Annotated in this window: 11 protein-coding genes; 6 read left to right on the top strand and 5 right to left on the bottom strand. The window is 70.3% G+C overall.

Annotated elements, in window-relative coordinates; all coding sequences use genetic code 11:
- The first annotated feature begins 32 nt into the window (after positions 1 to 32).
- Entirely contained in the window at positions 33 to 1007 is a 975-nt protein-coding gene (locus VLI41_RS06275; RefSeq protein WP_325267205.1) for an SDR family NAD(P)-dependent oxidoreductase, read from the top strand.
- Positions 1008 to 1022: 15 nt separating this feature from the next.
- Here the strand turns inward: VLI41_RS06275 and VLI41_RS06280 are convergent, their stop codons facing one another.
- From VLI41_RS06280 to VLI41_RS06290, 3 genes are all read right to left on the bottom strand, one after another.
- Positions 1023 to 1505 (bottom strand): cupin domain-containing protein, encoded by a 483-nt coding sequence (locus tag VLI41_RS06280; protein WP_325267206.1) that lies wholly within the window; start codon positions 1503 to 1505, stop codon positions 1023 to 1025.
- 56 nt (positions 1506 to 1561) lie between these two features.
- Positions 1562 to 1771: a hypothetical protein gene (locus VLI41_RS06285; protein WP_325267207.1), complete on the bottom strand. Its 210-nt coding sequence runs from the start codon at positions 1769 to 1771 to the stop codon at positions 1562 to 1564.
- 141 nt (positions 1772 to 1912) lie between these two features.
- Positions 1913 to 2155 (bottom strand): DUF3297 family protein, encoded by a 243-nt coding sequence (locus tag VLI41_RS06290; RefSeq protein WP_325267208.1) that lies wholly within the window; start codon positions 2153 to 2155, stop codon positions 1913 to 1915.
- A 135-nt stretch (positions 2156 to 2290) separates the two neighbouring features.
- Here VLI41_RS06290 and VLI41_RS06295 point away from each other — a divergent pair, with 135 nt between their 5' ends.
- Entirely contained in the window at positions 2291 to 3364 is a 1074-nt protein-coding gene (locus tag VLI41_RS06295) for a hypothetical protein (protein ID WP_325267209.1), read from the top strand.
- Positions 3365 to 3407: 43 nt separating this feature from the next.
- Here VLI41_RS06295 and VLI41_RS06300 read toward each other — a convergent pair whose 3' ends face one another.
- A complete protein-coding gene (locus VLI41_RS06300) occupies positions 3408 to 3671 on the bottom strand; it encodes a hypothetical protein (RefSeq protein ID WP_325267210.1) in 264 nt (87 codons plus the stop codon).
- Positions 3672 to 3851: 180 nt separating this feature from the next.
- On the opposite strand from VLI41_RS06300, the gene VLI41_RS06305 reads away from it, so the two are divergent.
- From VLI41_RS06305 to VLI41_RS06320, 4 genes are all read left to right on the top strand, one after another.
- Positions 3852 to 3977: a hypothetical protein gene (locus VLI41_RS06305; protein ID WP_325267211.1), complete on the top strand. Its 126-nt coding sequence runs from the start codon at positions 3852 to 3854 to the stop codon at positions 3975 to 3977.
- 103 nt (positions 3978 to 4080) lie between these two features.
- Positions 4081 to 4368, top strand: coding sequence for a hypothetical protein (locus tag VLI41_RS06310; protein WP_325267212.1), 288 nt, complete (start codon positions 4081 to 4083; stop codon positions 4366 to 4368).
- Between the two features lie 40 nt (positions 4369 to 4408).
- On the top strand, positions 4409 to 5149 hold the full coding sequence (locus VLI41_RS06315; RefSeq protein ID WP_325267213.1) for a TSUP family transporter: 741 nt from the start codon (positions 4409 to 4411) through the stop codon (positions 5147 to 5149).
- The gene (locus tag VLI41_RS06320; RefSeq protein ID WP_325267214.1) at positions 5146 to 6111 is read left to right on the top strand and encodes a magnesium and cobalt transport protein CorA; all 966 of its coding nucleotides are present in this window, start codon (positions 5146 to 5148) and stop codon (positions 6109 to 6111) included. Before VLI41_RS06315 ends, VLI41_RS06320 begins: the two co-directional genes overlap by 4 nt.
- A 5-nt stretch (positions 6112 to 6116) precedes the next feature.
- Here the strand turns inward: VLI41_RS06320 and VLI41_RS06325 are convergent.
- Positions 6117 to 6449: UrcA family protein (locus tag VLI41_RS06325; protein WP_325267215.1), on the bottom strand; the 333-nt coding region annotated here is incomplete at its 5' end.

Raw genomic sequence — 6449 nt, forward strand, 5'->3', positions numbered from 1 at the left:
GCCAGTGCGGGCGTGAGCGGTTGGGGGCGGACATGAAATCGTTCGAAGGCAAGTTCGCGGTTGTGACCGGCGGCGGCACGGGCATGGGGCGCGAGCTCGCCCGCCAGCTGGCCGCCGAGGGCTGCAATGTCGCCATGTGCGACGTCTCGGCGAAGTCGATGGCCGAGACCGTGGCGCTCATCGAGGCCGATCGCCCGCCGCAGGGCACCAAGGTCTCGAGCCATGTCGCCGACGTCTCGGACGAGGCCCAGCTGATCCGCTTCCGCGGCGAAGCCGCCGAGCGGCACCAGACCGACAAGCTGAACCTGTTGTTCAACAACGCCGGCATCGGCGGCGGCGGCTCGTTCGTGAACGACTCCCGGCAGGAATGGGAGAAGACCTTCAATGTCTGCTGGGGCGGGGTCTATCTCGGCTGCCGCACCTTCCTGCCGATGATGCTCGAGGCCGACGAAGGCCACATCGTCAACACCGCCTCGGTCAACGGCTTCTGGGCCTCGCTCGGCCCGCGCGTCAGCCATACCGCCTATGCCGCCGCCAAGTTCGCGGTGAAGGGCTTCACCGAGGCGCTGGTCACCGACCTGCGGCTCAATGCGCCGCACATCAAGTGCTCGGTCGTGATGCCGGGGCACATCGGCACCTCGATCGTCGCCAACTCGCGCAAGGTGATCTCCGGGCGCGACGAGGATCAGCTCTCGGCCGAGGACATCGCCCGCGCCCGCGCCCGCATTGCCCGGGCCATGGGCGAGGCCGCCGCCCAGCTCAGCGACGAGCAGATCTCGGCGATGGCCGCCGAGCAGGCCCGCCGGTTCCTGGAGGATGCGCCGACCTCGGCTGCGGAAGCCGCCAAGATCATCCTCGACGGCGTGCGGGCCGAGCGCTGGCGGATCCTGGTGGGCAAGGACGCCCACGCCATGGACCTGCTGGTCCGCGAGGACCCCGAACACGCCTATGAGCCGGAGTTCTTCGAACGGCTGATCGCCGCCACCGGCTGGCGGCTGGGCGGCTGAGCGGCGGAGCGAGCCTCAGCCTGGCGGCCTGTGGATTGGGTCCACCCAGGCCACGCCCTCGGGCTTCTCCACCGGCTCTATGTCGAGATTGACCACCACGGCCTCGCTGTCGGAGCGCACCAGCACGCACGAGAGCGTCGCCTCGCCCGAGGCGTTGATCTCCTGATGCGGCACATAGGGCGGCACATAGATGAAGTCGCCCGGCCCCGCTTCGGCGACGAATTCCAGCCGCTCTCCCCAGCGCATGCGGGCCCGACCGCTCACCACGTAGATCACGCTCTCCAGCGCGCCATGGTGGTGCGCCCCGGTCTTGGCGCCGGGATGGATGTGGACGGTCCCCGCCCAGAGCTTCTTCGCGCCCGCCCGTGCGTAGTCGATCGCCGCAGCGCGATGCATGCCGGGGGTCTGGGCCGTGTTGTCGTCCAGCCGGTCGCCGGGGATCACCTTCACGCCGGTTTGCTTCCAGCCGTCCGGCGGGGTTGCGGGCTCGTCGCTCATCGGCCCAGCATCCCGCCGGGCCGGAGCTCCGGCAAGGGCGATCCGCGCGCCGGCGATCAGTTCAGGGGCCGCGGCGCGACGAACGCCTCGTCCCAGTCGCCGGCGTCATCCTGGATCAGCACATGGCGCGGCTCCTGGTCGACCCGGGCGAAGTCGCCGGCCGCCTCCAGGGCTTCGGCCTTCGAGCCATAGGCGCCCAGCTCGGCGTCGTCCTGGTCCACCAGCATCCATCGGCCGCTCCGGGCCACGACGGTCAGCTCGCTCATGATCGAATTTCCCCGGCCCCGGACAAATCGGCGTTCGCCCGATGCGCCAAGTCTTGTCACCGCGTCGGACCGAGGCCGCTATGTCGGCGCGTCGCACCCGCTGCGGCGCAAGCGCGCAGCGGCCTTGCCGCGGAACAGGCCCTACGCCTGGTCCCGGAAATAGGGCTCCACAGGGCCGGCGAGCTTCAGCATCAGGGGACGGCCGTTGCGGTCCTTGGCGTTGCCGGCGACCACGCGGATCCAGCCCTCTGAGACGCAGTATTCGTCCACGATGGTCTTCTCCTGGCCCATGAAGCGCACCCCCACGCCGCGCGCCAGGACCTCGGCGTCGTAGTGGGGGCTGGAAGGATCCACCGAGAGGCGGTCGGGCGGGGCGTCGCTCATGTGAGAGCGGCCCTAGACCGGCCGCGGCCCGGTTTCAAGCGTGCAACCAGGCGAACGTTGTCACCCCGCGCGCGGCGGCGGTATCGTCGGGGTGCGCGGCCATGGCGTTCAAGGCCCTGCGCGGGGGAGATGCCCGTGAAATCCGCAGCCCTGTCGATTGCAGCCGTGATCAGCGCGCTCGCCGCCGCGCCGACGTTCGCCCAGTCTCCCGCCGCCAAGCCGCCGGCCTACCACGCGCCCCGGAACGCCTTCGGCCAGCCCGACCTGGAGGGCGTCTGGACCAACGCCACCCTCACCACGCTCGAGCGCGACCCGAAGTACAGCGAGCGTCTCGCCATGACGCCGCAGGAAGCCGCGGCGATCGAGCATGCGAACGCCAAGTTCATCGCCCAGGCGAACGCTCCGACGGATCCGAAGCTGAAGACCACGGACCTGCCCTACGAGTGCGGACGCGGCTTCAAGGGCAGCGACTGCGGCTACAACTTCGCCTGGACCGATCCGGGCACCGAGGTGATGGCGATCGCCGGGGAGAAGCGCACCTCGATCATCGTCGATCCGCCGAACGGGCGTCTGCCGCCGCTCACCGATGAGGGCAGGACGCGGCTGGCGGCGCGCTTCAGGCGCGGCGCCTTCGACGGCCCGGAATCGCGCTCGCTGGGGGAGCGGTGCATCCTCTCGTTCGGCTCCGCCGCCGGCCCCCCGATGCTGCCGCTGCTCTACAACAACAACTACCAGATCTATCAGTCCAAGGACGAGGTCTCGATCCTGGTGGAGATGGTCCACGACCTGCGCCACATCCGCCTCGACGCCCAGCACCTTCCGCCCAGCATCAAGGAATGGATGGGCGACAGCGTCGGCCATTGGGAGGGCGACACCCTGGTCGTCGAGACCACCAACATGCGGCCCGAGCAGGGCTTCCGCGGAGCCGGCGGCGACACCAAGGTCACCGAGCGCTTCACGCGCATCTCGCCCACCCAGATCCTCTACCGCTTCACCGTCGAGGACCCGGAGATCTACACCCGCCCGTTCAGCGGCGAAGTGGCGCTGAACGCGGCGCGCGGGCCGATCTACGAATACGCCTGCCACGAAGGCAACTACGCCATGCCGGGCATCCTGGCCGGGGCGCGGGAGATGGAGAAGGAGGGCCGCGATCCGGGCGCCGGCCCCCGCGACGCCTCCGGCGCGCCGGCCGCCGAGGGCAGCGAATAGCCATCCCCAGCCGGCGCAGCGCAGGCTGCGACCAGCTCGTCTCTCAGCCCTGCGCCAGCTGCGAGCCGCCGCCGCCCGCGAGATGCTCGACGATCCAGTCCTGGGCGGCGTCCAGATTGTCGAACGTCGGCGACTCCGGGCCGTCCAGGCCGCCGAATCCCTTTTCCAGGAACCAGCATCCGGAGCGGTCCTCGTGCAGGTCCGACAGCCGCACGAGCACGGCGACGAGCCAGCGGTCGTGGAACACGAGACAGCCTTCGCCCTCCTCGCCCGTGGCGACCAGAATGGGTTGGAGAGTCAGGGACATCGGGTTCCGAGCCGGCGCGTCTTGCATAAACGCGCGCCGCCCGACCCCGCGTTCCGTCCCCGGCGTGGTGAACGAGGATTCACTGTGAGCGCCGCTTAACCGCGCTCGTTCGCGGAAGGTGAACACTACTTGGCTATCACGGACGAGGTGAGGGGCGGCTCCCGAACGTGGAGACCCGCGATGCCGAGACTTCCGGACGTGGTGGGCGGAGCCTGGGATTTCGTCCTCATCCACCCGTTCATCACCGCATGGCTTGCGGCCACGAGCGCGTGGATGCTGTTCGCCGCCGCGCGGCGCGAACGCTAGGCCGCTTGCGGCGCGGTCATGACTGCAAGTCCACGCCCGCCGGGTGCGCCGAACCGTGACGGCTTTGAACCCGAGCGGGCTTTCGAGGGTTCTTCTGCGAGCCATGAGCTCGGAGACTCCGGACCGCTTCGTCGAGATCAAGCACTGCCTCGCGCGCGCGGAGCAGGCGTTCGCCCGGGCCGGGCGCTGCGAGGACGCGGTCGAGCGGGCCCGGCTGATGGACGAGGCCGAGGTCTGGCTGGTCCGCGCGGAGCGCGCCTTCGCCCGCGTCAACGACCGCGCGATTCCGCTGGAGTCCGGGGGCCGGCCTCTCCATGAGCACCGCTCGTTCCAGGACGCCGCCGCCGAGGAAGCCTTGGTCTGGCGGCGCGAGGCCAAGCCTGAAAGCTGAGCCGCTGGCCAGACGCGCCGGCCCGCGTTAGGCACCGGCCATGTTCGTGCTGCTGTTCGCCGTGGCGGTTTGGGCCGGCTGCCAGAATGCGCTCGCGGGCGGCGGCTCCTTCGTGACGCTTCCCGCCCTGATCCTCTCGGGCCTGGATGCGCGCGCCGCCAACATCGCCTCGACCCTGGCCTTGTTCCCCGGACAGGTGACCACCGGCTGGGTCGGCCGCAAGCTGGTCAGCGGGGCGGGCGGCCTGAGCTTCCGGGCGCTGGTGGCGGTCAGCCTGGCCGGCGGCGCGCTCGGGGCGGTGCTGCTCCTGCTCACGCCGTCGACCTTCTTCGCCCGACTGGTGCCGTGGCTGGTGCTGTTCGCGACCGGGCTGTTCGCCTACGGCAGCTTCGTCAGGCGGCCGGCCGAGGCGGGGCCGCGGGTGGGCCCCCTCGCCGCCGGCGCCATGCAGTTCGCGATCTCCGTCTACGGCGGCTACTTCGGCGGCGGCATCGGCTTCCTGATGCTGGCGGCGCTGACCGCCGCGGGCCTGGCCGTCCGGGCGGCCGGAGCGACCAAGAACGTGCTCGCCTCGATCATGAACGCCGCGGCGGTGGCGATCTTCATCTTCACGCCGCACATCCCCTGGCTCAGGGTGGCGGTGGTCAGCGTCGGCGCGATCGCCGGCGGCTACGGGGGGGCGATGCTGTTGAAGCGCGTCGACGAGCGGATCATCCGCGGGTTCGTGGTGCTGCTGGGCGTCGCGCTCACCGTCGGGCTGTTCATCAGGCAGGGCCGATGAGCGTCGTTGCGGCCTATATCTATCGCAACGGCCGGAGGGTCCGCGACGCCTCGCTCACCGAGGCCGGCCTCAAGCTCGCCCGCGGCGAGTTCGTCTGGATCGGGCTGGTCGACCCTGACGAGACGGAGTTGCGGCTGCTGGCGCGGCGTTTCCGGCTGCACCCGCTGGCCGTGGAGGACGCCCTTTCCGCCCACCAGATGCCCAAGGTTGAGGTCTACGGCCGCGAGCTGTTCGTGGTCGCCCGCACCGCCCAGATCGAGGGCGACTCCATCACCTATGGCGAGACCCACATCTTCATGGGCGAGACCTACGTGGTCACGGTGCGCCACGGCTCGCCGCGGGCGCACTCGGAACTCAGGGCGCACCTGGAGGCGGCGCCGGCGCTGCTGCGGCACGGGCCCGACTACGTGGTGCACGGCATCCTGGACTTCATCGTCGACGGCTACCTGCCGATCGTCGAGGACATCGAGGAGGAGGTGCTGTCCATGGAGGGCCGGGCGCTGGAGGCCTTCCTGTCGCGCGCCGACATCCGCCGCATCTTCCTGCTGCGCCGCGAGCTGATCCGCTTCCGCCGCATCCTGGGGCCGATGGAGGAGATGGCGAGCCGGCTCGAGCACCTCGCCATCCCGGGCCTCGACCCCGAGGTCAGGCCCTATTTCCGCGACGTCGCCGACCATGTGCGGCGGGTCGCCAGCCGGGTCGAAGGACTCAGGGAAGTGCTCTCCTCGGTGTTCGAGGTCTCCAACCTCCTGGAGCAGCAGCGCCAGGGAGTGATCACCCGCAAGCTCGCCGCCTGGGCCGCGATCCTGGCGGTGCCCACGGCGGTGGCCGGCATCTACGGCATGAACTTCCAGCACATGCCGGAGCTGCATTGGATCTACGGCTATCCCGCGGTGCTGGCGGGCATCCTCGCCGCCTGCCTGTTCCTCTACTGGCAGTTCAAGCGCTCGGGCTGGCTTTAGCTGGGCTAGCGGGCGGCGATGGCGCCGATGGCGGCAGGCGTCGCCATCGCGAGTTTCTCTTGCGCTTCCTGGCGCACGCCCGCCTTGCAGGCGGCCTGAATGCCGAGGTCCTTCTCAGCCCCGCAGAAGCTCTGCGCGGCGCGCGCCACGCGGGCCTGCAGCGTCGCCTCGCCGGCGTGCGTGGCGAGGTTCAGGTCGGAGACGTGGATCCTCACCGGCGCGGCGTGCGCGGCGGTGGCCAGCATGATGGCCAGCGGAAAGGCCACCAGGGCCGGGGTGGCGGCGTCGGCGAACTTGGCGATCAGGTTGGTCATTGTCGTTCCCTCTGAAGTCTGAAT

The sequence above is a fragment of the Phenylobacterium sp. genome, assembly GCF_035475775.1.
Classification (GTDB): domain Bacteria; phylum Pseudomonadota; class Alphaproteobacteria; order Caulobacterales; family Caulobacteraceae; genus Phenylobacterium.